The organism is Gemmatimonadota bacterium (genome assembly GCA_016713785.1).
GTDB lineage: Bacteria > Gemmatimonadota > Gemmatimonadetes > Gemmatimonadales > GWC2-71-9 > JADJOM01.
Genome location: JADJOM010000002.1, coordinates 529,819 through 556,433, shown reverse-complemented (window position 1 = coordinate 556,433; position 26,615 = coordinate 529,819). Strand labels below are relative to the sequence as shown.

Sequence of the window (26,615 nt, the reverse complement as noted above, 5' to 3'; positions counted from 1 at the left end):
GGCGGCCGGTCAGCGCGGGGGGGGCGGAAGGGGCGGCGGGGTCACGGCGGGGGGCGGCGGCGGGGCGGCGACCGTGGGCATGACGACGCGCTGGTAGCTCCACAGCCGCATCATCCCGGTGAACGCCTCGCCCAGCTGGGGGTCGAAGTCCACCCCGGTACGCTCTTCCATGTAGGCCAGGGCCACCTCGGTGGGCCAGGCGTCGCGGTAGGGCCGCGCGGTGCACAGCGCGTCGAAGACGTCGCAGACGTGCACCAGCTTGCTGGCGAAGTGGGTGTCGCGGGTGTAGCGGAAGCGCGGGTAGCCGTGCCCGTTGATCATGATGTGGTGCTCGTAGGCCACCGTCGCGGCGAGGTCGAGCGCCTTCTCGCGGGCCAGGATCAGCCGGGCGCCGTCCACCGGGTGGCGGCGCAGCACCCCAGCTCCTGGTCGGTGAGGGCGCCGCGCTTGGTGAGGATCTCCTTGGGCACCCGCACCTTGCCCAGGTCGTGCAGCAGCCCCGCGATGCCGAACTCGCGCACGTCCTTGGCGGAGAGGCCGATATACTCGGCCAGCGCCATCGAGAGCACCGAGACGTTGGTGGCGTGGGTGGTGGTGTACTGGTCGTAGTTCTTGAGCTGCAGCAGCGGCAGCAGCATGCGGCTCTGGCTGTGCATGGCCAGCGACAGCGAGCGCACCACCGCGTTGGCCTCAGCCAGCGGCAGGTCCTCGGTCTGCTCCACCTCGTGGTGGATCCACCCCACCGCCTCGATCTCGTCGTCGAGGGTGTAGGGCACGGCGGCGTCCTCCGCCACCTCCACCGCGATGTCGGCGGTGGCGCCCCGGAGGCTCAGGTTGCCGAACCGGATGCTGGGCCGCCGGAGCTGGCGCGCCTCGCTGCTGTCGTCCTCGCCGGTGGCCACCTTCTTGTGCACCTCGGCCAGGAAGGTGGCGAGGTCCTCCCGGGTGGCGTCGCGGTCGAACTCCACCCGCTGCACCCCCGCCTTGGTCAGGCGGCGGGCCCAGTCCCAGGCCTTGAAGTCGCGCAGCGCCTGCTGCCGGTAGAGGACCTCGTCCTCGAGGAAGGAGAAGTGCGGCGAGGGGTCGAACCGCTGCAGCTCCTCCAGCTGGCGCCAGGCCTGGTCGAGCGCCCGCTCCCGCGCCGGGTGCCCGTCGCGGTAGAGCGAGGTGGCCGACAGCGCCTGGCCCAGGGACGTCAGGAACTTGACCGGGTCACTCACTGGGAGCCTCCTCCACCACCACGCCGGAGGCGGCGCGCCGGATCGAGGGATCGGTGCTCTCGCCGGCGAGCTTGAGCACCTGCTGGGCCTGCGCGTCCTGGCGGAAGCCGCGGGCCAGCGCGCCGATGATGGCGATGAGCTCGGGGCTCCGCGGCAGCAGCCGGCTGCGGCGGAACCACCCCGGCTTGCTCTGGGCGTGGGCCACCAGCCAGTCGCGGGTGGCCGGCGTCCGGATGGTGCCGAGCACCCGGATGGCCAGGGCGCGGATCTCGACCGGCACCTTGCGGTCGTTCACCAGCGCCATCAGGCGGCCCACCGCGCCGGTGGGGCACCCCTCCAGCGCGGCGCCCAGCCCCAGCCGCACGTTGGGGATGTCGTCGTCGCCGAGGGAGATGATGATCGCCTCGTCGCGCTGGCCCGGGATGCGCAGCATCAGCTTGAGCGCCTCGCGCCGCACCCGGGAGTCGTCGTTGCCGGTGTAGGGCGACGGCGTGAAGCCGGCGGGGATCTCCGGCAGGCTCCCCAGCAGCGCCAGCAGGTTGCGCTGCACGTACCAGGGCGCCGGCGGCAGCCGCTCGATGAGCATGGGCCCAATCAGCGGCCCCAGCCGCCCCAGCCGGGTGAGCAGGCGCCGCCGCATGGCGCGGTTGTCCGCCACCTCGAGGCTCTCCAGCATCGGCTCCGCCGCCGTCATCCCCATCCGCTCCAGCAGCAGCTCCACCACCTCGGTGTCACGCGGCTCGTTGCCGAGCAGGATGCGCATGTTCTCCGGCGTGGCCAGGTGCGCCCAGAAGTGCTCCTGGATGTCCTCGGCCACGTTCGGGTCCTCCACCATCTTCACCACGTCGGTGGCCTGTCCCTCCCGCACCACCTCCTCCAGCGCCGACCACACCGCGTCGCCCACGGTGTCGGTCTCCAGCGCCATCTGCACCATCCGGATGGCGTGGGCGCTGTGGTCCTCGGCCGGCGGCGCCACCCCCGAGGGGTGCCGCGACAGCCGCTCCAGCACCCGGGCGTAGGGCGCCGGGCTGGGGTCGTCGAGCGTCCACTTGTCCACCATCTGCCGCACCGCCTCGCGCAGCGCCAGGTCGGCCTCCTCCCGCACCGACTGCGACCCCTTCTCCGCCTGGAAGGCCAGCTTGGTGAGCAGCCGCATCATCGCCTGCGGCATCACCTGCGAGCTGGCGTCGGACACCGCGCGCATCAGGGTGAGCACCGCGCCGGCGGGGAGCACCATCGCGGCGTCCATCACCAGCCGGCGCCGCTGCGCCAGGTCGGCGCCCAGCGTGGCCAGCTCGCGCAGCGCCTCGGGGGTGATGTGGTTGAGCAGCATCCCCAGCCGCTCCTTGAGCACGTCCGCTTCCTGCCCATGGGAGCGGCGCAGCTCGCGGGAGAGGCCGAGCAGGTAGTCGATGATCTTCTTGGCCTCGGCCGGGTCGCGCACCCGCCGGTTGAGCGCCTGCGCGATGGCCCGCGGGTCGGTGTGCAGCTCCGGCGCGCCCTCGCGCGCCACCGCCACCGCCGCCAGCCCCACCCAGAGGCGGCTGGCCGCGCTCTCGGTGGGGGCGGTGTCCCCCAGCTTCTGGTCGCTGTCGGAGAGCTCCAGCCGGTCGTAGGCCGGCGGGATCAGGCGGATGTGTTCCCAGCGGGTGTCGTACTCGGTGAGGTCGCGGCCGATGGTCTTCTGCCGCGGGTCCTGGCTCAGCTCCTTGAGGAGCTCCTCGACCTGCTCCCGGTCCACGCCGTTGAAGACCTTGATGGCGCCCAGCTGGTGCTTGTGCAGCTTGGTGGCGAGGTCGCGCAGCACCGGGTTGCCGGGGTCGGTGGCCAGCCCCTCCACCAGCAGCTGGCCCCGCGCCACGCCGAGCAGCAGGAAGGGCCGGTTGACCAGCACGATCCGGAGGTGGCTGGCCACCGCGTCGAGCGCGGACTTGAGCAGCGGGTGCCCCGGCGGGTAGGCCGTGCACTTGTGAAGGCCGATGCCGAGCAGCGGCAGGAAGACCGCAATGTCGCGCGGCAGGACCGCGCGTTCCTGGGTGGCGGAGGCGCCGGGGTGATCGGCCACAGCTCTCGACGGGGGGAGGACGTTCTAAGGTAAGGAGCGGAGGAGGAGGCGGGAAGGGTCAGGCGGGGGGGAACGACGCGGGGCCCGGCGGATGCCGGGCCCCGTGGGGGCGGCGCGGGGCGGGCGCCCCGGCGGCGCGCTTACTTGGCCCGGTCGATGTACTCGCCGGTGGTGGGGTTCACCCGGACCTTCTCGCCGGTCTGGATGAACTCGGGGACGTTGATCATCGCCCCGTTGTCCAGCTTGGCCGGCTTGAACGACGCGCTCTTGGTGGCCGTCTTCATCACCGGGTTGGTCTCCACCACCTCGAAGACCATGGCGTTGGGGAGCTGGATGCCGATGGGTCGCCCGTTGAAGAACTCGGCGATGATCTTCATCCCCGGCGCCACCCACTGCGCCGAGTCGCCGAGGTCCTCGTCGCTCATCTCGAGCTGATCGAAGTTCTCGGTGTTCATGAAGTGGTAGCTGTCGCCGCCGGCGTACAGGAACTCGAGCGTGTGGGTCTCGAGGTCGGCGACCTCCACCGTGTCGGTGGACCGGAAGCGGTGCTCGAACTGGGTGCCGGTGCGGAGCTTCCGGAGCTTGGCCTGCACCATCGCGCGGAGGTTGCCCGGGGTATGATGGTGGAAGTCGAGCACGCGGCAGGGCTCTCCCTCATACAGGAGGCACATGCCCTTCCGCATTTCGCTGGCGATGATTCCCATGGTCCTGCCCCTGCGCTGATGTACGGGAGATGGGGGGAGACGGGAGGGGGGCCAAGGCATGCCTTGGCCCCCTCCTGCCGCCCTGAAGCCGGGCACAAGGATAGAGGAAGGCCCGGTCTGGCGGTAGGGGGCCCAGCCAGTAGATTGGAACTGCTTCTCCCACCGAGGCTTACATGGCCAGTCGCCGCAGTTTCCTCGCCGGCGCCCTGAGCGCCGCCGCCGTCCCCGCCTTCCGCCCCGACGCCCTGCGCCGGGTGCTCGACGTCGGCCCCACCGCCGGGCGCCCCGATGACGAGGACTTCTGGGGCGAGATCCAGCGGGCCTTCGACTGCGACCGGTCGATCGTCAACCTCAACAACGGCGGGGTGAGCCCCTCCCCCACCCACGTCCTGGACCAGATGATCCGGGACCTCCGGTTCTCCAACGAACTGCCCGTGATCCACATGTGGCAGACCCTGGAGCCCCGGATCGAGAGCGTGCGCCGCGAGCTGGCCCGGGAGTTCGGCTGCGACCCCGAGGAGATGGCCATCACCCGCAACGCCTCCGAGGCCAACGAGACCATGATCCTCGGCCTCGACCTCAAGGCCGGCGACGAGGTGATCGTCACCAACCAGAACTACGGCCGGATGATCACCGCCTGGGAGCAGCGGGTGCGGCGCGACGGCATCGTGCTCAAGCAGGTGTCGGTCAAGCTGCCGCCCCCCTCGGCCGAGTACATCGTCGAGCAGTTCAAGGCGGCGGTCACCCCCCGCACCCGGGTCATCGAGGTCACCCACATCACCAACCTCTCCGGCCAGATCATGCCGGTCCGCGCCCTGGTGGAGTGGTGCCGCCCCCGCGGCATCGAGGTGTTCGTGGACGGGGCCCACGCCTTTGCCCACTTCCCCTTCACCCGCGACGAGCTGGGCTGCGACTACTACGGCACCAGCCTGCACAAGTGGCTGCTGGCCCCGATCGGCACCGGCTTCCTCTACGTGCGCAAGGCGCGGCAGAAGCAGCTCTGGCCGCTCATGGCCGCGCCCGAGAGCATGGACGAGAACATCCGGAAGTACGAGGAGATCGGGACCCACCCCGCCGCCAACCACAACGCCATCAGCGTGGCGCTCGCCTTCCACCAGGCCATCGGCGGGGAGCGCAAGGTGGCGCGGCTCCGCTACCTCCGCGACCGGTGGGCCAAGCGAGTGACCCGGGAGAGCGACCGCTGCCGCGTGCTCACCCCGCTCGACAGCCCGCTCGGCGCCGGCATCGGCCTGGTGCACGTGGAGGGGCTCGACCCCAACCGGCTGGTGGGGTGGATGATGGAGAAGCACAAGATCGTGGTGACGCCGATCGTGCACGCCGAGTTCAACGGGCTCCGGGTGACGCCCAACGTGTACACCACCACCCGCGAGGTGGACCTCTTCGCCGAGAAGCTGCTGGCGGCGGTGCGCGAGGGGATCAGTTGATCCGTCCGCCGATCTTCGTGGACGCGCGGGGCAGCCTGCTGGCCTTCTCGAGCCCCGCCGAACTGCTGCGCCACGCCACCGCCGAGGCCATCCGCGCCGGCGCCTACCCGGTGCTGTACGACGCCGATGGCCGGCTGCTCCGGCTGGTGGTGAAGGTCGAGGAGTACAAGCTGTTCGGCCTGGTGCGCCGGGTGCGGGAGCGGATCGAGCTCGAGGCCACCGAGCACCTCCCCACCCACGAGGTGGCGCTCCGGGCGCTGCTGCTGCGCTTTGTGCGGCCGGGCGCGCCGGAAGAACCGCTCCCCGCCACCGGCGCCCACCATCCGCTCGCGGGGCTGGTCCGGACGTGACCGGCGGCCGCGCCGCCGCCCCCGTGCTGCTCCTGCTGCTCGCGGCCGCCCCGCTCCGCGCGCAGGAGCCCCCCTCCCACTTCCCCACCTGCAGCAGCGACTCGCTGGCCGGCGCCTTCCTGGAGCGGATGCGCTTCCTGCTCGCCAGCAATGACGCCGCGCGCCGCGCCACCCTGGGCCTCCGCGCGGCGGCGCCGGAGGCGGCGCGGCTGGTGCTGCTCGAGCCGGTCTGCCTCGCGGCCTCGTACGCCTACGCGCGGGTGGCCCACGGTGGCACCGGCCTCACCCCCCCGGTGCCGATGGCGGTGGTGCAGGCCGGCGAGCAGTACCTGGTGCAGCTGGGCGGGCTGGCCGGCGCCGAGGTGGACCGGTGGGAGGTGGCGGTGTTCGACCCGGCGTTCCGGCTGGTGGGGATCGACCCCGCGCCGTGAGGGCCGCCCGGCGGGGGCGCGGGGGCTTGGAGTCCGTTCCCGGTCTCGCCAAACTTCTCCCCATTCCCTGCGCCACCGTTCCCCGTTTCCCTCGCCGAGGAGCGCCCGTGTCCGTCCCCCCGTCCCCGTGCCCCGCATGACCTGGCTCCGCGGGGGCCGCGCTGGTGGCGCTGCTGGTGGTGGCGGCCGGCGTGGTGCTCGCCTTCCGGCGGCCCTCCGCGGAGCGGCGCTGGGCGGAGGACCAGTCGGTGCTCCCGGAGGCGGTGTTCGAGGGGAGCCGGGTGACCATCCGCGGGGTGCGCGACTTCCGCTGGACCAGCGCCACGGCGTACACCGCGGCGTGGGAGGACCGGAGTTACGACCTGGACCAGGTGGCCACCGCCTGGTACGTGCTGGTGCCGTTCTCGGAGAAGTGGCGCGGGCCGGCGCACGCCTTCGTGTCGTTCGGGTTCGACGACGGGCGGTACCTGGCCATTTCCGTGGAGGCGCGGCGGGAGGCGGGGGAGTCGTACGGCGTGCTCGCCGGGATGCTGCGGCGGTTCGAGCTGCTGTACGTGGTGGGCGACGAGCGGGACCTGATCGGCCGCCGCGCGGTGTACGACGGCAACGACGTCTTCCTCTACCCGGTGCGGGCCGACCGCGCGGTGGTGCGCGCGGTGCTGGTGGCCATGCTCGAGCGGGCCAACGCGCTGCGGCAGCGGCCGGAGTTCTACAACACCTTCACCAACAACTGCACCCTCAACCTGGTGCGTCACGTCAATGCCCTCTCGCCGGGGCGGATCCCGGGGAGCTGGCGCATCGTGCTGCCGGGCTACAGCGACGAGGTGGCGCTGGGCCTCGGGCTGATCGATTCCACCGGCCCCGTGGCCGCCGCGCGCGAGCGCTTCCGCATCAACGCCCGGGCCCGGGCCGCGCTCGACGCCCCCGACTTCTCCCGCCGGATCCGCGAGTAACATGGCCTCGATCTACGACCTCAAGCCGAAGTTCCAGGCGCTGCTGCGGCCCCTCACCCGGGCGCTGTTCGGGATGGGCGTCACCGCCAACCAGGTGACGGTGTTCGCCGCGCTGCTCTCGGCGCTCACCGGGCTCGCCCTGCTGCTGCATCCGGCGGCGCGGTGGCCGCTGCTGCTGGTGCCGGCGGTGCTGTTCGCGCGGATGGCGCTCAACGCCATCGACGGCATGCTGGCCCGCGAGCACGGCCAGAAGTCGCGGCTCGGCGCGGTGCTCAACGAGCTCTCCGACGTGCTGGCCGACGCCGCGCTGTACCTGCCCTTCGGCGCGGTGCCGTGGGTCTCGCCCCGGCTGGTGGTGGGGATCGTGGTGCTGGCCATCGTGAGCGAGATGGCGGGGGTGGTGGGGGTGCAGATCGGGGCCAGCCGCCGCTACGACGGCCCCATGGGCAAGTCGGACCGCGCCTTCGCCTTCGGGCTGCTGGCGCTGCTGCTCGGCCTGGGGGTGCCGGCGGGGCGGTGGATCAACGTGGGCCTCGCCGTGGTGGCGCTGCTCGCCGCCGTCACCATCGTCAATCGCTGCCGGCGCGCGCTGGCGGAGGGCACGGCATGAACTTCCCCCAGCTCACCCCCCAGGTCCGCGCGGTGATGGGCGGCATCCTCGCGCTGCTGGTGGTGGCCACCGCGGTGACCGCCTGGCTGCAGCGGCGGGGACCGGCGGAGAAGTACACCGAGCTGCGGCAGCGGGTGAACTCCTGGTGGGTGATGGTGGCGGTGTTCGCCATCGCCATCATGATCGACCGCACCCTGTCGGTGGCGTTCTTCGGGCTGGTCTCGTTCCTGGCGCTCAAGGAGTACCTGAGCCTCATCCCCACCCGCCGGGCCGACCGGCGGGTGCTGTTCTGGGCCTACCTGAGCATCCCGCTGCAGTACTACTGGGTGGCGCGCGGCTGGTACGGGATGTTCATCGTGTTCATCCCGGTGTGGGTGATGCTGCTGGTGAGCGCCCGCATGGTGCTGATTGGGGAGACGAAGGACTTCCTGCGCGCGGTGGGAACCATCCAGTGGGGGCTGATGCTGATGGTGTTCGCCATCAGCCACGTCCCCTACTTGCTGATGCTGTGGCCGGCGGGGGGCGCCGCGCTGGTGCTCTACCTGGTGATGCTCACCCAGCTCAACGACGTGGCGCAGTACATCTGGGGCAAGAGCTTCGGCCGGCGGAAGGTGGTGCCCACCGTGAGCCCCAACAAGACCGTGGCGGGGCTGGTCGGCGGCATCTGCACCACCACCGTGCTCGCGGTGCTGCTGGCGCCGCTGCTCACCCCGCTCGACCGCTTCGACAGCATCGCCGCCGGCCTCCTGATCGGCGCCGGCGGCTTCCTCGGCGACACCACCATCGGCGCCCTCAAGCGCGACCTGGGCGTCAAGGACGCCGGCACCATGATCGCCGGCCACGGCGGCGTGCTCGACCGGATCAACAGCCTCACCTACACGGCGCCGTTGTTCTTTCATTTCCTCAGGTTCTACTACTTCTAAGCGGTACGGCGGTACGGCGGTAGGGCGGTAAACGTACCGCCCTACCGCCGTACCGCCTTCCCGCCCCTACCGCCCATGACCCGCCTCCTCCGCCTCCTCTTCTTCGGCGTCATCGTCCGCGTGGTGACGCTGCTGGTGCTCGGGCTCAACGTGCGGCACCGGGAGCGGCTGCCGCGGAAGGGGCCGGCGATCCTCGCCGCCAACCACAACAGCCACCTCGACACGATGGTGCTGATGACGCTGATGCCGCTGGCGCTGCTCGACCGGGTGCGGCCGGTGGCGGCGGCGGACTACTTCCTGCGCAACCGGTTCCTGGCCTGGTTCGCCACCGGGATCATCGGCATCCTGCCCATCGCGCGGGCGCGCACCCGGCCCGACGAGGACCTGCTGGCCCCGCTGGTGGACGCCCTCGACCGGGGCGACATCCTCATCTTCTTCCCCGAGGGCACCCGCGGCGAGCCGGAGCAGCTCAAGGAGCTCAAGAGCGGCATCGCGCGGCTGCAGGAGCGGCGGCCCGACGTGCCGGTGGTGCCGATCTTCCTGCACGGCCTCGGCAAGGCGCTCCCCAAGGGCGAGGCGATCCTGGTGCCGTTCTTCGTGGACGTCTTCGTGGGCGCGCCGGTCACCTGGACCGGCGACCGCGACAGCTACCTCGGCCAGTACCGGCACTCGATCGAGACGCTGGCGGAGGAGGGAGAGTTTCCGGAGTGGCGGTGAACGGGAGGGCGGTAGGGCGGTAGGGCGGTAAACTCAACGTGAGGCGGACAGTCGGGGCCACATCGAGGCTCGCCTCTCGCTACCGCCTTACCGCCTTACCGCCCTACCGCCCTACCGCCCTACCGCCCTACCGCCCTACCGCCCTACCGCCCTACCGCCCTACCGCCCTACCGCCCCGCGCAGTAAGCTCTCCCCATGGAACCCGTCAACCAGACCGCCTTCTACTGCGCCGGGGTGCGCGCGCTCGACGCCGAGCGGTCGCATCCGATCGTGGGCGACCGGTACGCGCACCTGTTCCTGGGCGAGGACGGGAAGTTGGTGTTCGAGCGGTTCCGGCACCTCACCCGGCCCAACGGCAGCAACATCGCGCGGGCGCGGATCGTCGACGACCTGCTGCGCCGGCGGCTGCTGGAGGACGCGGCGCGGCCGATCGTGCTGCTGGGGGCGGGGTTCGACAGCCGCGCCTTCCGGCTCACGGGGGGGCACTGGCTGGAGCTCGACGCGGCGCCGCTCATCGCCCGCAAGGACGCCACGCTTCCGGTGACCCGCTGCCCCAACCCGCTGGAGCGGGTGGCGGTGGACTTCAGCCCCGCCTCGCTGCGCGAGGCGCTGGCGCGCTTCCGCGGCGCGGCCCAGGTGACGGTGGTGATCGAGGGGGTGCTGATGTACCTCACCGCGGCGCAGAAGGACCAGCTGCTCGAGGTGCTGCGCAAGGCGCTGCCGCGGCACGAGGTGCTCTGCGACCTCATGCAGGAGCGGTTCCTGCGGAAGTACAGCGCGGAGATCCACCGGGTGCTGGAGGAGCTGGGGGCGCGCTTCGAGGGCGTGGAGCCCGACCCGGCGGCGCGGTTCCTCGAGGCGGGGTACACGCTCCGCGGCAAGACCTCGATCGCGCTGCGCGCCGCGGAGCTCGGCGCGGTGGAGGTGAGCCCCTTCATGATCCGGTGGCTGGTGCCCTCGCTGCGCGACGGCTACGCCATCCACGAGTTCGCGCGGGGCGGCTGAGCGGCGCCGGGCTCAGCCCCCGACCCGGATGAGGTAGCTCCCCTTGAGGAAGAAGCCGTCGCTCCGGCGCCGGAAGTGGTCGAACTTGAACGACTCCTGCTCGGTGAGCGTGCTGCCGTAGCCGGCGAAGAACACCGTGCCGGGCGTCGGCGTGAACGACACCAGCACGTCCCCCCGGAAGGCGTTGTCGCTGCGCGGCGTGGTGCGGACGTAGTCGCCCACCCCCGGATCGAAGATCAGGATCGGGTATTCGGTGCGCTGGTTGTCACGCAGCGCGTCGACTTCCTCCGAGTTGTACTCCCCCACCAGCCGGATGAACAGCGGCCGGGCCAGCTGGTACTCCACCTTGATCCGCGGGATGCGCTGCCGGCCCGCCAGGGTGCGGTCGCTGCGCCGGCGGTACTGGTTCCAGCGGTAACGCCCCTCCACCCGGAGCTTGTCGGTGGGCCGCCACTGCAGGCCGAAGTCGGAGAACAGGATCTCGGACGAGGCCCACTCGAAGAAGTTCTCGTCCAGCCCCATCAGGAAGAAAGCGTTGGCGGAGAAGCCGCTCCACGACGGGGTGCTGAACGACACCGCGTAGTCGCGGTTGGGGATCCTGTCGTTGCCGCCGGTGAACGGAATGGTGTCGAGCCCCACGCCGCCCGGGCCGGGCGCCTCGAGCGCGTAGTTGCGGTAGATCCGCGGGTCGTAGCTGAAGTACTCGAGCAGGAGGGAGGCCCCCACCTGCCAGCCGCCCCGGAGCGTGGCGTTGAGGTTGAAGTGGGCCTTGGGGTCGCGGACGCCGCGGCCATCCTTGAAGCGGTCGTAGGTCCACACGCCGTTGAGCGTGATGTCGGGGGTGAAGCTCTCGACGAACCCGCCCGGCTTCCCCTGCACGATGAGGATGTTGGTGAGCGAGAGGTTCACGTCGCCGGTGCGGTTGACGAAGCCGCTGCGGGTGCGGAAGGCCGGGTCGATCCCCGAGAAGGAGTAGCGGAGCGCCACCCGCTGGCCGCTGTGGGTCATCCGCGCGAACCAGATCGGGCCCCCGGTGGTGCGGCCGGATTCCCGGCTGCGGGAGGCCCCGCCCTGGAAGGTGAAGTTGGTCTTGCCGAACCCGAGGCGGCCGTCGAGCGCCGCCACCCGGTTCCACTCGTCGCCGTCGCGCCGGTCGGTGTAGGTGACGCCGATGCGGGAGCGTGACCCGACGTCCTTCTGCAGCCGGAGCACGTTGTTGACCGGGTGGTCGTCGCCGGTGCGGGAGGCCACCTGGTCGTCGACGGCGGAGATCAACCCGACGTCGGTGCCGAGGGCCTTGCCCGCCAGCTTCACGGCGCCCACCGGCTGCACCACCCGCCGGGTGTAGACCAGGTTGAACGGGGTGGCGAACAGCTCCAGGCCGTCCAGGAAGAAGGGCCGCTTCTCGGGGAAGAACAGGGCGTCGCGCGGGTCGAACTGGATCTGCGACACGTCGGACTCGACCTGCGAGAAGTCGGGGTTGGCGGTGCCGTTGAGCACCAGGTTGTTGCTGATCCCCCAGCGCACCGTGCCGCCGACCTCGGGGCCCTGGCGGTCGTAGTCCCAGCCGCCGCCCTGCCGGGCGCCGTCCAGCCGGCCGGTGATCTCGGGGGTGAAGTCGAGGGTGAGGCCGCGGGAGAGCCCGCGCAGCCCCGCCAGCGAGCCCGACTGCCCCAGGAAGCTGGCGCTGGCCCGCGCCGCCGGCACCCACGAATCCTCGAAGCCCGAGTGCTGGATCTGCCGCAGCACGTGCACCTGCCAGTCCTGCTCGGCCCGGGCCTGGTAGCGCAGGCTCTTGAAGGGGATCCGCACCTCGATCTCGTAGCCCCCCTCGACCAGCCGCCCCTTGGACTGGAACACGTAGTCCGGCGAGAGGTCGGTCGACTCGCGCGCCTGGGCGCTGCCGCCGTTGAACCCGCCGCCCACCAGGTTGCCCCGCTCCACCAGGACGCCGTCGCCTTGGACGCCCAGCGGGTTCACCGCGAAGACGAAGGCCTGGCGGCTGTCGTTGTAGGTGCCGAGGAAGAGCAGGATGTGGTCGTCGCTGAAGATGCGGTCGCGGTCGGCGAGGGTGGCGTGCACCTCGCCGTGCGGCTCGCGGGCCCGGATGCCGAAGTGGATGGCGGTGGAGGAGTACCAGACCCGCACCTCGGTGCTGTCCTCCGCCGGGATGCCGTCGACCGGCTGGAAGCGCGAGAAGCCGGTGAGCCGCGCGGCGCCCTCCCAGGCCGGCTCGTCGAGCACGCCATCCACCGTGATGGTGGTGTCCCGCTTGGGGGCTCGATGCGCAGCTGCCGGGCGCGGCCGTCGTAGACCAGCGGGTCGGTGGCCGCCACCGGCACGGTGGCCTGGGCGGGCGCGGGCGCGGGCGGGGCCACCGGCCCCTGCAGGGCGGCGAGGAGGACGAGCAGCATCAGCGGGACCTTGGCGTGAGGGAACGGCAGCGGTACGGCGGCGCGGGGTTCAAGGTTTCCGCCGCGCCCCCGGCGCCCGCTGTCGGGCCGCCGCGCGCGCGTGTAGCTTCACCGGGAACCTCCACCCTCCGTCGCAGGACGAAACATGACGACTCGTACGCTCCGCGTCACCCTCCTCGCGCTGGCGCTCGGCGCCACCGGACTCTCGGCCCAGGCCGGCCGCGCGCCCAAGGAGCCCACCTTCCAGGACCGCCCGCTCAGCGCCTGGGTGGACGACCTCAAGGGCATGGCGCCCTACACCCGCAACCAGGCGGCGTACGCCATCGGGGGCATGGGCCCCGCGGCCAGGTCGGCGGTACCGGCGCTGATCGAGGCGCTCAAGGACCCCGAGGCCACGGTGCGCTTCCCGGTGTGCATCGCGCTCCGGGAGATCGGGCCCGACGCCATCGCGGCGGTGCCGGCGCTGCGTGAGGCGCTCGACGACCGCAACGACGACGTGGCCGCGATGGCGCGGAAGGCGCTCATCACGATCACCGGGGAGGATCCGCGGCCGTTCGGGGAGAACGATTGAGGCTCCTGCTCGTCCTGGCCCTGCTCGCCGCGCCGCTCGCGGGGCAGGGCCGGGAGCGGCCCGACCCGCGGCTTGAGCGCCGGCTCGACTCGCTGGTGCAGGGCTTCCGCGGCCAGGTGGGGATCTACGTGCGGCACCTCCCCACCGGCCGCAGCGCGGCGATCCACGCCGACAGCGTCTTTCCCACCGCCAGCATGATCAAGGTGCCGATCCTCGTCGCCACCTTCGACGCCATCCAGAAGGGCTACCTCGACGTCCACCAGCCGCTGGTCTACACCGACTCCCTGCGCTACCCTGGCGAGGACCTGATCGGCGGGCTCAAGGACTCGACCGTCGTTCCCCTCTCCAAGCTCACCCTGATGATGATCACCACCAGCGACAACACCGCGTCGCTGTGGCTGCAGTGGCTGGCCGGCACCGGCAGCACCATCAACGGGTGGCTGTACGACCACGGCTTCGAGGCCACCCGGGTGAACAGCCGCACCCCGGGGCGGGAGGAGCACCGCACCGCCTACGGCTGGGGCCAGACTACCCCGCGCGAGATGGCGCGGCTGCTGGTGATGATCCGCCAGGGCCAGGCGGTGAGCCCCGCGGCGAGCCAGGAGATGTACCGCCACCTCACCCGCAGCTACTACACCGGCGAGGCGCTCTCCGCGCTGCCACCGTGGGTGCAGGCGGCGAGCAAGGTGGGGGCGGTGGACCGCTCCCGCTCCGAGGTGGTGCTGGTCAACGCCCCCTCGGGGGACTACGTCTTCTGCGTCATCACGAAGAACCAGGAGGACACCTCCTGGGACCCGCCCAACGAGGGCTGGGTGCTCATCCGGAAGGTGAGCGCGCTCCTGTGGCGGTACTTCGAGCCGCGGCATCCGTGGCGGCCGGCGGAGGAGGCGGGGCGGTTCAAGCCGTAGGAACGGCGGGGAAAAGGGAAGAGGGAAGAGGGAAGATGAGCCACGGGCTCGAACGGTATCGCCGGCTGGCCGGGCAGCTCGACAGCCGCTTCCGCATCCCCGGCACCTCCATCCGCTTCGGGTGGGACGCCCTCCTCGGCCTCGTCCCCGGCCTGGGCGACGCCGCCGGCGGCCTCATGGGCGGGTTCGGCGTGTACACCGCGTGGCGCCTCGGCGCGCCGGTGAGCGTCCTCTTCCGGCTCCTCCTCAACGTGGCCCTCGACCTCGCCATCGGCACCATCCCCCTGCTCGGCGACCTCTTCGACCTGGGCTGGAAGAGCAACCAGCGCAACCTGGCCCTGATCGAGCGGTGGCAGGCGGCGCCGCACCAGACCCACCGGCGGAGCACGCTGCTGCTCGCCGGGCTCGGCCTGCTGCTGCTCCTGCTCGCGATCGCGGCGGCGTGGGGCGTGGTGCGCGTGGCGGGGTGGGTGCTGGCGGGTGGGGGGTGAGATGTGCGGGGGCGGCGGCGAAGCCGGCCCCGCGGGGATCACGCTGGCGCCCGACGGGCGCGCACCTCAGTTCGCCATGACCCGCCTGCTGGGCGCCCCGGTGCGCACCCGAGTCGAAGCCGCCGGCGCTCCCCGCGCCGCGAGGGCCGCGGGCGGGCCCGCCAAGTTGGGGAAGACCCTCGCGATGGTATCACACCCGCCGAGAGTCGAGCCGAGTGCCAGCGCGTGCGCGCCACGCACCGTCGTGACGCAGCTCCCGCCGGTGATCTCCGTGCTGCGGACACCGGCCCCGCCCTCGATGAATGTCATAGAGCCGAATGTCGCGCCGCCCGGAGGCACGGCGATAGCGCGTGGTGTCCAGGCGGTGCCGTATTCGAAGTTGAGCACCGTGCCTGCCGCCGGAATGAACGGCGAGGTGCTCAGGACTTGCAGGAAGCGGCGGCCGTCAGGGGTCCAGGCCGCCGGGCCGCTCACCCCGAAGTTCCCGTCCCAGGGGTACTCCTGCATGCGGGTTGGGGCATCACTCCCCACCGGCGCCAGGCTGAAGCGCTGGAGCGACGGGGTGGACAATGACGTCTGCCACATCACCGCGGTGGCGAAGAAATCGGCCGCGGGGGAGATGGCCCAGGAGCATTCGACGAGGTACTGCCAGGTGGAGGGCGGGTCGGCCTCGCACATGTTGATCGGCCCGGTGGTGCTCCCGTCGGGGTGCTTGAGCCGGAGGACGAACCGGTCGGTGAAGAAGGTATTGGGTGGCCCCGGCACCAGCTGGACCAGCGCGGTGTCTTCCTCGAGGTACCAGCGCTCGAAGGTTGCCCCGTCCCAGGGCGTGCGGGCGCGCTCGCCCCAGGCCCCGTTCTGCAGCGTGGCCGTGATCCGATCCACGCCGGTGGTGCCGTACTTGTCGCCGTCGGTGACGGAGATGACCCGCCCGCCCTGGGCCACGGAGGGGTTCTGGGCGCCAGACAGTGCGGCCACGGGGAAGGACTCGATGGCCGTCGGCGTCCGCTCCAGCCGGATGTAGCTGGGGTTCTGCTGGGTCACGGAGACCGGGATGCCGCAGACCGGGGTGCCCATCCGCTCCTTGGAGAGGAGCGATAGCGAGCCGTAGGCGTCGAGCTGGTAGATGGTGCCCGGCGCTCCGGCCACCTGGAGCGGTTGACGCGGCAGCCGTTGCCCGGTGAGGCTGTCGAGCAGCGAATCCTGGGCCCCGCGCAGCAAGTAGTCCTTCGCCATTGCCCCAGTGAGGGTCGGATCCATCGCGAATAACGCAGCGAGAGTGCCGGCGATGAACGGAGCCGAGAAGGAGGTCCCGGAATACGCCCTCGTGCCCGCGGGAAAACCAGGCTGTGGCTCTGTGGTTCTTCCCAGCGAGAGGATCTCCTCAGCGGGAGCGGCCACGGAGGTTGCGCCAATCCACACGTTGCTGGCGTACCACACTGCAGTTCCACCATCGCTACCGGCGGCAAAAACGATTTGGCTGCCACGCGTCGCATACAACTCTGCCGCCGCCCGATCAACTGCAGTCACCTGAGGGTCCACGCCCGTGGCGACCTGTGCAATGGGGACGCGCAGGGTGTCGTTTCCGTTGGCGATGACGAAGACCGCATTGGGGTCCTGGAGAAAGAATTCAAGCGCGTCCCGGAGGCGGGCCACCAGGTTCAGATCATGCGGATCGCCAAATGCGACCGAGGTTGTAACGACGCGAGTGCCCGCCGACGCCGCAGCCCTGAGGGCATCCTCGAACCTCAGGTCTGGGGCGTTGGTCAAGAACGAATCTACCCCGTAGTGGTAGAGGTTCAGATCTGCGCTCCATACCACCCCGGCCACGCCACTTCCATTGTCCCCGACTGCCGCCAACACACCGGCTACCCCGGTTCCATGAGCTCGGGTGACCACTCCTCCAGCACCTGAGAGTATGGGGGCTGGCGACAATACTGCACCAGGCGGCAGGGGGAAGAGCTCCACGTTGGCGGTATCAAGGTCGCCGTGTCCTTGCTCAAACGAAACGTCCACCACCCCCACCCGAACCCGCTGTGTTCCGTACGTACCGGTCTCACAACCCCAAGCGAGCGGTGCCCTGATACTAAGACGAGAAGCGGTGCCTACCGGCGCCGGCCGCTGGAACCAATCCGCTCGAGCAGCGAACGTGCCGTCATTGGGATACCGCCCCCGCACATTCAGTCGAAGCCTGATGGCTATCCGACTCGCGCGACGCACCCCATTCTCCGCATTGAGCAACCCGATCACGGAATCGAGCGCGACGAGTCCTGGGCCCGGATCAGGGACCTGGACATAGTACTCCCCGGTTCCACTCGGCAGCGCAGATCCACCGATGACGGTTCCGTGGTACTTGCCGAGAACCGCAGAGACGGTTTGCGCGCTCGTGGAGTCGTCAAACAGGACGCCGACGACATCACGATAGTAGACATTCGCAGTGTCCTGCGGACTGGGAGCCTGCAGGGGACTCGATGGCCAGATTGTCGTTGGAATAGTTGGGCGGCCAGGGAGTTGGGCCGTCGCCTGAAACTGCCACCGGGCCTTGGTCACCGGCGACTGCACCTGGAAGGTCAGCGTGTCCTCCGCGGTCGAGTCGCCCGCCGCCAGTACGCTGCTCCCCCCGACGAACCACACCCGCCCCCCGCCCGCCTCGCTGCTGTCCGGCTGGTACGCCACGACCTTGCTCGGCGGCGTCCCCGCCGGCAGCACCACCGTGGTCCCGGTCGCCGGCAGGTAGAGCCGCACCGGCAGCTGCACCGCCTGCCCGGTGAGGTTCCGCAACCGCACCAGCAGCCGCAGCCGCCGGTTGGGCGTCTGCACCCAGGTGGCCGGCTGGCTCCGGGTGAGCACCAGGCCGCTCGGGCACTCCGCGGCGGTGGGGAAGTTGGTGGTCACCGACGTGGGTCCGGTGAGCGTGAACTGCGCCCGCACGCAGAGGGTGTCGGCCACCACCAGCACCCGTGCGGGCGCCGGCGGCCGCGCCCGCGGCGCGGTGAGGTCCTCGCCCCGGCACCCGCCGCCACACACCCCCGCCAGCCCTGCCAGCATGAGCCACATGCGTGCGCCTCCGGTTGCCATGGAAGTTCCCCTGGGTGGACGCCCCGGCCAGCCGGCGGACCACAGGAGCCTACGCCCCCCCGCCGCGCAAGGCCGTCAGGCACAATTGGCGGTCGTGCGTGGGGGCGGGGAGGCCCGCGGGGAGTGGAGCTGAGGGAGGGAATAGAGCGCGGGGCCGGCGGCGATGCCGGCCCCGCGGGGATCACGCTGGCGCCCGACGGGCGCGCACCTCAGTTCGCCATGACTCGCCGGGGACCGGTGGGCTTCAGACCCTATGGGGCCTGACCGGGCCGCATGGGGCCCCGGAGAGGCGCGCTCGCCGGGGCGCCGGCTGACCACGCCAGTGGGACACCATACGCCTCAGCGATCGCCTCCCACCGGGCCAGCGCGCCTGCGGCCACGCTGCCGGAGCCGAGGTCGCACTCGGTCTGGTAGGGGCCTTCCAGGAGCTGCCCGGTCGCCATCGACCGGAATTCCGTGTAGCAGGGCCCGCTGAGCGGGATTTGGGGCGGGTTCGCGAACTGGGACACGGTGTTGTAAGAGACCGCGACTTCCGCCCCATCTTCCGAGACGGTCTTGAGGACATAGAACGCCTTGGGCAGCGTGAACAGCTTCCGCGAGGCACCCGTCCCGATCTTGACGGCATACACGTCGGCCGCCGAGTCCAGGACCGTCGGGTGCACCGCCACGAGCAGTTGATTCCCGATCCCGTCCCACCCGGCGTACGCCAGGCAGTTGCAGGTCGGGGCCGTCTGCCAGCTTGCCGGATATCCCTGAAAGACCGCCAATGGGGTGGGCTGGGTATATCGCACGGCTTCCGTGGTCGCGCCGTTACCATGTTCGTAGCCGGAACTGTCGGCATCATGGGAGAAGCCGAAGCGCGAGTTCTCGACCCCGCTGGCCGTGAAGGTCGGCGCCTGCGTGAAGACCCATTGCCCACCCTGGAACAGCCAGCCCTTCGCGTTCCGGGCCCCGAGGTACTTGCCGCCGTGAGGCGCGAGCAGGGCGATGACCGTGTCAGGGGCTGTCCAGCGGAAGGTGTCGGTTACCGTCGGGGTGCGCCGCACCACGACGTTGAGGCCGCGCCGCCACATGCGGTTGCCGCAGACCGGCGCCCCCGGGCGCTGGGCCGCCAGCCGGAGGGACTCGTAGGCGTTTGCAAGAGGCGCGCTATCCGAAGTCCCCGGGGTTCGAACGACATTGCGACCTCCAACTACCGCCCCGTTGATCACCAGGTCTCTCAGTTCTGCGGCCGTCAGGTTGGGGTTGAAGCTCTTCAGCAGCCCGGCGATACCCGCAACAATCGGTGCAGCCTCAGAGGTGCCGCTGCCTGGACCGTACCCTCCCGGCCCATAGGTGAACACCCCTTCTCCCGGGGCATAGATGTCGACACGGGGACCAACCGCAGAGGCCTGGCCTGTTCCAACGCTGATCCATCGCCCTCGCGGGGCCTTTGTGCTGGCGCCCACGACAAGAAAGTTTGAGGGAAAGCTATCCTTCAGCGCAGGGTACCCGATCAGCAACGCATCGACCGGGTAGTTCCCTGCGCTGACTACAACAAGTGGAAGTTTCCCAGATTGTTGGGACTTTCTGAGGTACCGCATCATCGGAGCCAATTGGCGCCAGACGAATGCTGTGTCCTGAGCCGCGCCAGTCGGCACGTAGGGCCCCCAAGGAATGTCCCACCCGTACGAGAGGTTTACGATGGACACCCCGGCCGCCCCAGCTCTCTCGATTTCCCTTCCGATTTGGCTCGGGGTTGGGTGCGACGTGCCGAAGTCCTGCAAGTGAAGACCGGCCCGCCACATGATCCCGGTCATACCGCTGCTGTCATTTCCCCGCGCCGCAAGGATGTTCGACACAATGGTCCCATGTAGCCGTGGGTCCGCAGGGTATCGCCCTAATACACTGGATCCGACGGAGACATTGCTTGCTACTTCGGTTGGCTGAAATGCATGATCGAGAACGGCAACGTGTGCCGAGGTGTCCCCCGTAGAGCAGCCCCAGGCGAACGGTGCGGCAACGTCCTCCAAGGCCCAATTGTCTCCCAGCGCGCTGTCAAGTGGGAGGCGCCAGTCCTGCCTCTGCCAGTTCACACCGTCGTCCGGGCGAAGGTAGGTAGGACCAGTACCGCGCCATTGTCTGGCCGCATGCTGCACTGCTGGCAACAGCATCAGCTGCACGACTGCTGAGTCTAGAAGGGCCCCACTTCCATCATCCGGCAACTGAACTAGGTAGTAACCATCTCCATCACTCATGGGTAAGCCACCGACTACCGTGCCCCCAACGGACTGGAGTGCCGATTGGCGTTCAGCCTGTGGTGCGCTCGCCAAGAAGAGCACCTCAAGTAGGCGCTTTGTGTACCCATTTCCGTCGATGCTCGAGTCCGCCAGCACCCACGATGGGATGGAGTCTGGGGGCAGGGCGGGCACCGGCCCACCTCCGGCCACTGCGCTCGCCGTCGCCTGAAACTGCCACCGGGCCTTGGTCACCGGCGACTGCACCTGGAAGGTCAGCGTGTCCTCCGCGGTCGAGTCGCCCGCCGCCAGTACGCTGCTCCCGCCGATGAACCACACCCGCCCCCGCCCGCCTCGCTGCTGTCCGGCTGGTACGCCACCACCTTGCTCGGCGGCGTCCCCGCCGGCAGCACCACCGTGGTCCCGGTCGCCGGCAGGTAGAGCCGCACCGGCAGCTGCACCGCCTGCCCGGTGAGGTTCCGCAACCGCACCAGCAGCCGCAGCCGCCGGTTGGGCGTCTGCACCCAGGTGGCCGGCTGGCTCCGGGTGAGCACCAGGCCGCTCGGGCACTCCGCGGCGGTGGGGAAGTTGGTGGTCACCGACGTGGGTCCGGTGAGCGTGAACTGCGCCCGCACGCAGAGGGTGTCGGCCACCACCAGCACCCGTGCGGGCGCCGGCGCCGCGCCCCGCGGCGCGGTGAGGTCCTCGCCCCGGCACCCGCCGCCACACACCCCCGCCAGCCCTGCCAGCATGAGCCACATGCGTGCGCCTCCGGTTGCCATGGAAGTTCCCCTGGGTGGACGCCCCCGGCCAGCCGGCGGACCACAGGAGCCTACGCCCCCCCCCCCCCCCGCCGCGCAAGGCCGTCAGGCACAATTGGCGGTCGTGCGTGGGGGCGGGGAGGCCCGCGGGGAGTGGAGCTGAGGGAGGGAATAGAGCGCGGGGCCGGCGGCGATGCCGGCCCCGCGGGGATCACGCTGGCGCCCGACGGGCGCGCACCTCAGTTCGCCACGACTCGCCAGGGACCGGTGGGCTTCAGACCCTACGGGGCCTGACCGGGCCGCATGGGGCCCCGGAGAGGCGCGCTCGCCGGGGCGCCGGCTGACCACGCCAGTGGGACACCATACGCCTCAGCGATCGCCTCCCACCGGGCCAGCGCGCCTGCGGCCACGCTGCCGGAGCCGAGGTCGCACTCGGTCTGGTAGGGGCCTTCCAGGAGCTGCCCGGTCGCCATCGACCGGAATTCCGTGTAGCAGGGCCCGCTGAGCGGGATTTGGGGCGGGTTCGCGAACTGGGACACGGTGTTGTAAGAGACCGCGACTTCCGCCCCATCTTCCGGAGACGGTCTTGAGGACATAGAACGCCTTGGGCAGCGTGAACAGCTTCCGCGAGGCACCCGTCCCGATCTTGACGGCATACACGTCGGCCGCCGAGTCCAGGACCGTCGGGTGCACCGCCACGAGCAGTTGATTCCCGATCCCGTCCCACCCGGCGTACGCCAGGCAGTTGCAGGTCGGGGCCGTCTGCCAGCTTGCCGGATATCCCTGAAAGACCGCCAATGGGGTGGGCTGGGTATATCGCACGGCTTCCGTGGTCGCGCCGTTACCATGTTCGTAGCCGGAACTGTCGGCATCATGGGAGAAGCCGAAGCGCGAGTTCTCGACCCCGCTGGCCGTGAAGGTCGGCGCCTGCGTGAAGACCCATTGCCCACCCTGGAACAGCCAGCCCTTCGCGTTCCGGGCCCCGAGGTACTTGCCGCCGTGAGGCCCGAGCAGGGCGATGACCGTGTCAGGGGCTGTCCAGCGGAAGGTGTCGGTCACCGTCGGGGTGCGCCGCACCACGACGTTGAGGCCGCGCCGCCACATGCGGTTGCCGCAGACCGGCGCCCCGGGCGCTGGGCCGCCAGCCGGAGGGACTCGTAGGCGTTCAGAATAGGGATTCCGCCCGCCGTGCTGCCCCCGATGACCGCTCCATCGACCAGCAGCGTCTTGAGCTGTGCTGCAGTCAAGGTGGGGTCGAATGAGAGAAGCAGCCCGGCGACACCCGAGACGAGCGGTGCTGCGACCGAAGTCCCGGTCCCAGTCCTGGGCGTACCGGCGCGGTCGAGGGTTGCTACGCCAACGGCTGGAGCGACCAACTCAACCCGTGGTCCCCTCCCACTCGAATCATACAGTTGCCCCAGGGAGTCGCTTCCTCCGACGACGAGCACCTGTTGCGGAAACGTGTCCACCAGGCCTCCGAGGCCATTCATGTATGCATCAATGGGCTTGTTTCCCGCGATCAGGACGATCAGCGGTGGCGCCGCTCCCGGGAGGCCGGTAGCATTCCTTATTGCTGTGACGAGTTGCCGGAGAATGTGGTTGACGTGCACGGTATCTGCCGTCACGGGTCGATTGCGCCCCAGCACACCCTTGTAGAGCTCCCAATCTAGCCACTGCGAGAGGTTGATCACTCGGACCCCTTGTCGGGTCAGCGATACTATGCCACTAGCCGTGTGACTCGTCGCATCGCCAGGTCGCGTGGCAACCTCTCGGATGAATGCCCGACTGCGCCACATGATCCCGCTGATTCCCAAGCCATTGTTGCCATTGGCGGAAAGTACTGATAGGACCGCAGTGCCGTGCCCAAGCGCGCCCGGGGTCCCATACAATGGCGCCGATGAAGGATCCACTATTCCGACAAACTCGGGGAGACTGTCGAACTGCGTATCGAGCACGCCGACCTTCGTAAGCGAGTCTCCGGTTTCACACCCCCATGCCAGGGGGCCGCGAATCGCCTCCAACGCCCAGTTAGCCCCGCTGGGCGCGTCGTTCGGGCCAACCCTCCAATCAGCCGGCTGCCACCCGAGACCGTCCGTGGGTCGGAGGTACCCGGGTGACAATGGCACCAACTCCGGGGTCGCAAGTAACACCTGCGGTAACGACTTCAACTGTGCGATCGCATTGAACAGTGGGGTCGTCGTGCCGTCGCTGGCGATCGTGACGTAGTACACCCCACCATTCCCGATCGGGTTTCCCCCGACAACCTGACCCCGATGGCGTCGATCGCTGCCTGCTTCTCACCAAGCGGCGTGTTTTCCCGAAACGTCACCAGAATGAGATTGCGTGGGAATGGAATCGGATATGCGGCGGATGCTGGTTCCAGGTTGAGCGTGTCGTGCAGGGCGAGCCACGTTGCTGACGAAATCGAGTCAGGGGGAAGGGCGGGTACGCCCGAACCGCTGCCTACACTGGCCACCGTCGCCTGAAACTGCCACCGGGCCTTGGTCACCGGCGACTGCACCTGGAAGGTCAGCGTGTCCTCGGCGGTCGAGTCCCCCGCCGCCAGCACGCTGCTCCCCCCGACGAACCACACCCGCCCCCCACCCGCCTCGCTGCTGTCCGGCTGGTACGCCACCACCTTGCTCGGCGGCGTCCCCGCCGGCAGCACCACCGTGGTCCCGGTGGCCGGCAGGTACAGCCGCACCGGCAGCTGCACCGCCTGCCCGGTGAGGTTCCGGAACCGCACGAACAGCCTGAGCCGCCGGTTGGGCGTCTGCGCCCAGGTGGCCGGCTGGCTCCGGGCGAGCAGCAGCCCGCTCGGGCACTCCGCGGCGGTGGGGAAGTTGGTGGTCACCGACGTGGGCCCGGTGATCGTGAACTGCGCCCGCACGCAGAGGGTGTCGGCCACCACCAGCACCCGCGCGGGCGCCGGCGCCGCGCCCCGCGGCGCGGTGAGGTCCTCGCCCCGGCACCCGCCGCCACACACCCCCGCCAGCCCTGCCAGCATGAGCCACATGCGTGCGCCTCCGGTTGCCATGGAAGTTCCCCTGGGTGGACGCCCCCGGCCAGCCTGCGGACCACAGGAGCCTACGCCCCCCCCCCCCCCCGCCGCGCAAGCCCGTCAGGGGCGAATGCCGGCAGCGGGTGAGGGCGGGGAAGCTCGGGGGGTGGAGCCGAGGGAGGGGAAGGCACGCGGGGCCGGCGGCGATGCCGGCCCCGCGGGGATCGCGCCGGCGCCTGACAGGCGCGCACCTCAGTTCGCCACCACCCGCCGGCTGGGTGCCCCGGTGCGCACTCGCGTCGAAGCCGCCGGCGCTCCCCGCGCCGCGAGCGGGCCCGCCAAGTTGGGGAAGACCCTCCCGATGGTATCACACCCGCCGAGGGTCGAGCCGAGTGCCAGCGCGTGCGCGCCACGCACCGTCGTGACGCAGCTACCGCCGGTGATCTCTGTGCTGCGGACACCTGCCCCGCCCTCGATGAAGCTCATCGTGCCGAACGCCGCGCCGCCCGGTGGCACGGCGATAGCGCGTGGCGTCCAGGCGGTGCCATACTCGTAGTTGAGCACCGTGCCTGCCGCCGGAATGAACGGCGAGGTGCTCAGGACCTGCAGGAAGCGGCGGCCGTCAGGGGTCCAGGCGGCTGGGCCGTGGATTCCGTAGTTGGTCGACCATGGCAACTCCAGCATCCGGGTCGGGCTGCCGGGGCTGGTGGACACCAGGGAAAATCGCTGCAGCACCTGCGCCGGCACATGCGAGATCTGCCAGAGAACATCCGTGGCGTAGTCGGCGCTTGACGGTGAGATGCTCCAGGCACATTCGACGAGGTACTGCCACGCCCCGGGCGGGTCGGCCTCGCACATGTTGATCGGCCCGGTGGTGCTCCCGTCGGGGTGCCTGAGCCGGAGGACGAACCGGTCCGTGAAGAAGGTATTGGGTGGCCCCGGCACCAGCTGAACCAGCGCGGTGTCTTCCTCGAGGTACCAGCGCTCGAAGGTTGCCCCGTCCCAGGGTGTGCGGGCGCGCTCACCCCAGGCCCCGTTCTGCAGCGTGGCCGTGATCCGATCCACGCCGGTGGTGCCGTACTTGTCGCCGTCGGTGACGGAGATGACCCGCCCGCCCTGGGCCACGGAGGGGTTCTGGGCGCCAGACAGTGCGGCCACGGGGAAGGACTCGATGGCCGTCGGCGTCCGCTCCAGCCGGATGTAGCTGGGGTTCTGCTGGGTCACGGAGACCGGGATGCCGCAGACCGGGGTGCCCATCCGCTCCTTGGAGAGGAGCGATAGCGAGCCGTAGGCGTCGAGCTGGTAGATGGTGCCTGGCGCACCGGGCACTGGCAGGCGGGGCACCGGCTGCCCCGTGACGCTGTCGAGAAGCGGCTCCTGCGCCCCGCGCAGGATGTAGTCCTTCACCTGGGCAGCAGTGAGCGTCGAATCCATCGCCATGAGTTGCGCGGCCACGCCAGCGACCATAGGTGCGGCGTAAGAGGTGCCATCCGCGAGGCGCGAATCGGAGCCGAAGTCCGCCGAGTGCGCCAGGGTGAGCACGTTTTCCGCCGGCGCCAGGATCGCCGTGCCGCCAGGTCCGCTCCAGTAGCCGCTTTGCGGCCAGAAGGTCCGCGATCCGGGGCGCGACCCGCCCACGAGCAGGATCTGATCCGGATAGAGCAGCGCAAGCTGAGCCACAGCACGGTCGGTTGCCTTGAGGCCCGGGATCACTGTTGCCGCAACAGATGCGAGTGAGGTGACGATCCCACTCTGCCCAAGAGGCCCTTCGTCCATGGGGTAGACAAACAGGTTCTTCGAATCCTGCTGCAACCACGGCTCAAGGAAGGCCCTGTACTTTGCGACACGGCTTGAGTCGGCCGCCTCGCCGTCCGCCGACGATGTCACGAGGATGTGAGCGCCCGTGGCCAACAGATCCGGCTGCACCGCCTTCAGGAGCCAATCGGGCCGGTTCGAGATCGTAGAGTCATTTCGCCCGTACGGGTAGAACACCGCTGTCGATTGCCACAGCAGCCCCGCAATCCCTTGACCGTTGTTCCCGATAGCTGTGACGATTCCAGCAAGGGCCATCCCATGCGAACGCATGATCTTGGCGGAAGTGCCAGCGCCGACAAGAAGGGCATCTTGCCTAACTGGCACGCTTGTTCCTGCGCGCCTAATCGCTGGAAGGTCATGAAGTGCATCGAGGGTCACGTCAAGCATCGCGACAGGGACGGCCGTGGCGCCATATTGACCATTCTCGCAACCCCAGGCGAGCGGTGCCCGTACGGCCCGCCATGCGACGGTTGCGGTGGCCGTATCGGCCCATGCCGCCCTCCCCGAAGCCCCATCGACCGGGTAACGCCCACGGGGCTGAAGCACATCACGATAGTAGAGGCGCCCCGCGTCGGCGACGCCCGGCTCTGAACGCATGAGCGCGAGAAGGGAATCAACCGCCGCCAGACTCGATCCGGGGTCAGGGACCTCGAAGACATAGCTCCCTCGGGGACCCCATGGAAACCCACCCGCGACGACCGCACCATACTTGGTCATAAATGCACGAATGATCGTGCCGGTTGTCGTAGGCAGGAATTCGACAGACACAAGCTTGCGATAGACGAGGGCCTCGCGTGCCGAGGAAACCGGTGCCGTGAAGCTCGAGTCCTCGAGTGGTACCCAGGTGCTCGGCAGCACCGGAGTGGTCGTATCATTGACTTCCACCGTCGCCTGAAACTGCCACCGGGCCTTGGTCACCGGCGACTGCACCTGGAAG

The 26,615-nt window shown here is 70.0% G+C and carries 22 protein-coding genes; 11 read left to right on the top strand and 11 right to left on the bottom strand.

Annotated features, from left to right (window positions below):
* Nucleotides 1-9: 9 nt before the first annotated feature.
* The 4 genes from IPJ95_06830 to efp all read right to left on the bottom strand — a co-directional run bounded on the left by IPJ95_06830 (nucleotide 10) and on the right by efp (nucleotide 3,989).
* Nucleotides 10-417: a hypothetical protein gene (locus IPJ95_06830; GenBank protein ID MBK7923335.1), complete on the bottom strand. Its 408-nt coding sequence runs from the start codon at nucleotides 415-417 to the stop codon at nucleotides 10-12.
* Nucleotides 381-1,220 (bottom strand): HD domain-containing protein, encoded by an 840-nt coding sequence (locus tag IPJ95_06825; protein MBK7923334.1) that lies wholly within the window; start codon nucleotides 1,218-1,220, stop codon nucleotides 381-383. The genes IPJ95_06830 and IPJ95_06825 overlap by 37 nt, the downstream gene beginning before the upstream one ends.
* Nucleotides 1,213-3,285, bottom strand: a complete 2,073-nt coding sequence (locus tag IPJ95_06820) for a hypothetical protein (protein ID MBK7923333.1) — start codon at nucleotides 3,283-3,285, stop codon at nucleotides 1,213-1,215. Before IPJ95_06820 ends, IPJ95_06825 begins: the two co-directional genes overlap by 8 nt.
* 140 nt (nucleotides 3,286-3,425) lie before the next feature.
* Nucleotides 3,426-3,989 carry an elongation factor P gene (efp, locus tag IPJ95_06815; protein MBK7923332.1) on the bottom strand — a complete coding sequence of 188 codons (564 nt, stop codon included), beginning with the start codon at nucleotides 3,987-3,989 and terminating at the stop codon, nucleotides 3,426-3,428.
* Nucleotides 3,990-4,162: 173 nt separating this feature from the next.
* On the opposite strand from efp, the gene IPJ95_06810 reads away from it, so the two are divergent.
* From IPJ95_06810 to IPJ95_06775, 8 genes are all read left to right on the top strand, one after another.
* Complete coding sequence (locus tag IPJ95_06810) at nucleotides 4,163-5,434, top strand: aminotransferase class V-fold PLP-dependent enzyme (protein MBK7923331.1); 1,272 nt, start codon at nucleotides 4,163-4,165, stop codon at nucleotides 5,432-5,434.
* Nucleotides 5,431-5,784, top strand: a complete 354-nt coding sequence (locus tag IPJ95_06805) for a hypothetical protein (GenBank protein ID MBK7923330.1) — start codon at nucleotides 5,431-5,433, stop codon at nucleotides 5,782-5,784. Before IPJ95_06810 ends, IPJ95_06805 begins: the two co-directional genes overlap by 4 nt.
* Nucleotides 5,781-6,215, top strand: a complete 435-nt coding sequence (locus tag IPJ95_06800) for a hypothetical protein (protein ID MBK7923329.1) — start codon at nucleotides 5,781-5,783, stop codon at nucleotides 6,213-6,215. Before IPJ95_06805 ends, IPJ95_06800 begins: the two co-directional genes overlap by 4 nt.
* Before the next feature lie 164 nt (nucleotides 6,216-6,379).
* Entirely contained in the window at nucleotides 6,380-7,168 is a 789-nt protein-coding gene (locus IPJ95_06795) for a DUF4105 domain-containing protein (GenBank protein ID MBK7923328.1), read from the top strand.
* Between the two features lies 1 nt (nucleotide 7,169).
* Complete coding sequence (locus IPJ95_06790; GenBank protein ID MBK7923327.1) at nucleotides 7,170-7,778, top strand: CDP-alcohol phosphatidyltransferase family protein; 609 nt, start codon at nucleotides 7,170-7,172, stop codon at nucleotides 7,776-7,778.
* Nucleotides 7,775-8,701: a phosphatidate cytidylyltransferase gene (locus IPJ95_06785; protein ID MBK7923326.1), complete on the top strand. Its 927-nt coding sequence runs from the start codon at nucleotides 7,775-7,777 to the stop codon at nucleotides 8,699-8,701. The genes IPJ95_06790 and IPJ95_06785 overlap by 4 nt, the downstream gene beginning before the upstream one ends.
* A 75-nt stretch (nucleotides 8,702-8,776) precedes the next feature.
* A complete protein-coding gene (locus IPJ95_06780; protein MBK7923325.1) occupies nucleotides 8,777-9,418 on the top strand; it encodes a 1-acyl-sn-glycerol-3-phosphate acyltransferase in 642 nt (213 codons plus the stop codon).
* Nucleotides 9,419-9,613: 195 nt separating this feature from the next.
* On the top strand, nucleotides 9,614-10,423 hold the full coding sequence (locus IPJ95_06775; GenBank protein MBK7923324.1) for a class I SAM-dependent methyltransferase: 810 nt from the start codon (nucleotides 9,614-9,616) through the stop codon (nucleotides 10,421-10,423).
* Nucleotides 10,424-10,435: 12 nt separating this feature from the next.
* On the opposite strand, the gene IPJ95_06770 is transcribed toward IPJ95_06775, so the two are convergent.
* On the bottom strand, nucleotides 10,436-12,667 hold the full coding sequence (locus IPJ95_06770) for a carbohydrate binding family 9 domain-containing protein (protein ID MBK7923323.1): 2,232 nt from the start codon (nucleotides 12,665-12,667) through the stop codon (nucleotides 10,436-10,438).
* A 315-nt stretch (nucleotides 12,668-12,982) separates the two neighbouring features.
* Here IPJ95_06770 and IPJ95_06765 point away from each other — a divergent pair, with 315 nt between their 5' ends.
* From IPJ95_06765 to IPJ95_06755, 3 genes are read left to right on the top strand one after another with little or no spacing between them, the layout of a single operon-like run.
* A complete protein-coding gene (locus IPJ95_06765) occupies nucleotides 12,983-13,408 on the top strand; it encodes a HEAT repeat domain-containing protein (GenBank protein ID MBK7923322.1) in 426 nt (141 codons plus the stop codon).
* Nucleotides 13,405-14,316, top strand: coding sequence for a serine hydrolase (locus tag IPJ95_06760; GenBank protein ID MBK7923321.1), 912 nt, complete (start codon nucleotides 13,405-13,407; stop codon nucleotides 14,314-14,316). Before IPJ95_06765 ends, IPJ95_06760 begins: the two co-directional genes overlap by 4 nt.
* 35 nt (nucleotides 14,317-14,351) lie before the next feature.
* A complete protein-coding gene (locus IPJ95_06755) occupies nucleotides 14,352-14,807 on the top strand; it encodes a DUF4112 domain-containing protein (GenBank protein MBK7923320.1) in 456 nt (151 codons plus the stop codon).
* A gap of 66 nt (nucleotides 14,808-14,873) precedes the next feature.
* Here IPJ95_06755 and IPJ95_06750 read toward each other — a convergent pair whose 3' ends face one another.
* The 6 genes from IPJ95_06750 to IPJ95_06725 form a co-directional block, all read right to left on the bottom strand.
* Nucleotides 14,874-17,864: a S8 family serine peptidase gene (locus tag IPJ95_06750; GenBank protein ID MBK7923319.1), complete on the bottom strand. Its 2,991-nt coding sequence runs from the start codon at nucleotides 17,862-17,864 to the stop codon at nucleotides 14,874-14,876.
* 272 nt (nucleotides 17,865-18,136) lie between these two features.
* Nucleotides 18,137-19,726: a S8 family serine peptidase gene (locus tag IPJ95_06745; GenBank protein MBK7923318.1), complete on the bottom strand. Its 1,590-nt coding sequence runs from the start codon at nucleotides 19,724-19,726 to the stop codon at nucleotides 18,137-18,139.
* A 650-nt stretch (nucleotides 19,727-20,376) separates the two neighbouring features.
* Nucleotides 20,377-20,862 carry a hypothetical protein gene (locus tag IPJ95_06740; protein ID MBK7923317.1) on the bottom strand — a complete coding sequence of 162 codons (486 nt, stop codon included), beginning with the start codon at nucleotides 20,860-20,862 and terminating at the stop codon, nucleotides 20,377-20,379.
* A gap of 1,055 nt (nucleotides 20,863-21,917) precedes the next feature.
* Nucleotides 21,918-23,093: a S8 family serine peptidase gene (locus IPJ95_06735; GenBank protein MBK7923316.1), complete on the bottom strand. Its 1,176-nt coding sequence runs from the start codon at nucleotides 23,091-23,093 to the stop codon at nucleotides 21,918-21,920.
* Entirely contained in the window at nucleotides 23,027-23,878 is an 852-nt protein-coding gene (locus IPJ95_06730) for a hypothetical protein (protein ID MBK7923315.1), read from the bottom strand. The genes IPJ95_06735 and IPJ95_06730 overlap by 67 nt, the downstream gene beginning before the upstream one ends.
* Before the next feature lie 237 nt (nucleotides 23,879-24,115).
* Nucleotides 24,116-26,596 carry a S8 family serine peptidase gene (locus IPJ95_06725; protein ID MBK7923314.1) on the bottom strand — a complete coding sequence of 827 codons (2,481 nt, stop codon included), beginning with the start codon at nucleotides 26,594-26,596 and terminating at the stop codon, nucleotides 24,116-24,118.
* Nucleotides 26,597-26,615: the final 19 nt, after the last annotated feature.